Origin of the sequence: Prevotella sp. AM34-19LB, from assembly GCF_003468525.1 — a bacterium.
Classification (GTDB): domain Bacteria; phylum Bacteroidota; class Bacteroidia; order Bacteroidales; family Bacteroidaceae; genus Prevotella.
In genome coordinates, this window is sequence record NZ_QSIG01000102.1 from 1 (window position 1) to 2,397 (window position 2,397).

The 2,397-nt window shown below is 46.9% G+C and carries 1 pseudogene; it reads left to right on the plus strand.

The features are described from left to right. Window positions 1-353: 353 nt before the first annotated feature. Window positions 354-2,218, plus strand: a pseudogene (gene recQ / locus DW830_RS15290) (DNA helicase RecQ). The last annotated feature ends 179 nt before the right edge of the window (window positions 2,219-2,397 follow it).

A 2,397-nucleotide genomic window follows, 5' to 3' on the forward strand; every position in this document is an offset into this window, starting at 1 on the left:
AGCACCTGCATGCCGAATGCAGTGGGTCTTCCACCATCTCTTTAGAAGTTACGACAGAAATCTATCAGATATAGCCAATATCAGACTTCATTCTGTCTCAGGACACACTTTCTAGCGCAAAAGTACGACAATTATTTGGATTTTCAAACTTTTCTGCCTACTTTTCGCACTTTTACTACTATAAAGGAGAGTTTTCTCCTATTTTTTTAGTAACTTTGCAGGAATATAGTAGAAAATAAGTAGAATAACCACCCTACTTTCACCAGGCGCTCTAGATGGAATAAAGGGGCACTGCTAATGAAAGAACTACCTGGAGAAAGTGAGAAGGAATTCTAAGAAATGATAATACGATTATGCAAATCAACGAGATATTGAAATCTTACTTCGGATACGATTCCTTCAGACCCAACCAGGAAGCCATCATCCGGGAAGTGATGCAAGGTAACGACTGTCTGGTTCTGATGCCGACGGGCGGAGGAAAGAGTCTGTGCTATCAGGTTCCGGCGCTGGCTATGGAGGGAACAGCAGTGGTCATTTCACCACTCATCAGTCTGATGCACGACCAGGTGGAAGCCCTCAAGGCGAACGGCATTCCTGCCGAAGCTCTCAACAGCGGCAACGATGTAACCGACGACCTCATCATCCGCAGAAGATGCGAGGCGGGCGAACTGAAACTACTCTATGTTTCACCCGAGAAACTCCTCAGCGAGATACCTTATCTGTTCTGCAACATCAAGATTTCGCTCTTCGCCGTAGATGAAGCCCACTGTATCAGCCAGTGGGGGCACGACTTCCGTCCGGAGTATTCCCAGCTCGGACTCCTGCACGAGAAATTCAATGGCGTGCCGGTGATGGCGCTCACGGCTACAGCCGATAAGATTACCCGAGAGGACATCATCAACCAGCTGCACCTGAATGGGCAGACCTTCGTGAGCAGTTTCGACCGTCCGAACCTCAGCCTCACCGTGCGCCAGGAAAGCACGAAGAAGGAGAAGCTGAAATTCATTTACCATTTCATCGCCCGTCGCCCAGACGAGGCAGGCATCATCTACTGTCTCTCGCGCAAGAATACGGAGATGGTAGCAGAGGCTTTGCAGGAGCATGGCATACAGGCAGAAGCTTACCATGCCGGACTCTCCGCCCAGCAGCGAGCCTCTGTACAGGAACGTTTCAAGATGGACCAGATAGAAGTGGTGTGCGCTACCATCGCCTTCGGAATGGGTATCGACAAGGGTAACGTGAGATGGGTGATTCACTACAACATGCCGAAGAGCATCGAGAGTTTCTATCAGGAGATAGGACGAGCCGGAAGAGACGGCGCTCCTGCCGATACGGTATTGTTCTATTCGATGGCAGATATCATCACCCTCCGTACTTTCTGCGAAGAAAGCGGACAGAAATCGGTAAATCTGGAAAAACTGCGAAGAATGGAAGAATACGCCGAATCGAGAGTCTGCCGGAGAAGAATCCTCCTGAATTATTTCGGAGAGACCTCCAGCAAGGATTGCGGGCATTGTGATGTCTGCAACAATCCTCCACGTACCTTCGATGGTACCGTGCTTACCCAAAAGGCGCTGAGTGCCGTGGTCCGTGCGGGAGAAAAGATTGCCGTGGGTACCTGTATAGAGATATTGAGAGGTATGCAGACGCCTGCCATTGCTAGAAATCACTATAACGAATTGAAGACCTCGGAGTGGGCAAGGATGTAAGCGTTCGCGATTGGCAGACCTATCTGCTGCAGATGCTCCAGATGGGCTTCTTCGAGGTTGCGTATAATATGCATAACCAGATAAAGGTCACGCCATTGGGTTGGAAGGTTCTCAAGGGTGAACACCAGGTTTCATTGGCGATTATGGAGAACAAAGACCTGCAGAACCAGACTCAAGGAAGAGGAGCCAGAGGAAGATCAGGAAGAAGTGGATATGCAGGAAATAATATCCCAGTGGTACATGCCGAGCGTGTGATTTTCGAGAATGAAATGGCGGATGTAGAAGATAAGAAGCTTTTCGAATATCTGCGTAAGATCCGTAAGAATCTTGCCGATGAACAGGGCTATCCTCCATACATCGTATTATCGGATAAGAGTCTGCACGAATTGACGAAGATGAAGCCAACCACCCTCCAGGCATTCGGTCACATCAGCGGTATCGGCGAATTCAAGATCAAGAAATACGGCGATACATTTATCAATGCCATCAAGAAATATACTGGCAAATAAAGATGAAGAAAAAAACAAGAAAGAAAACAAGTAAAAGAAAACAAAATAAAAGAAAACATAAAGCATAAGACATAAGACATAAGACATAAGACATAAGACATAAGACATAAGACATAAGACATAAGACATAAGACATAAGACATAAGACATAAGACATAAGACATAAGACATAAGACATA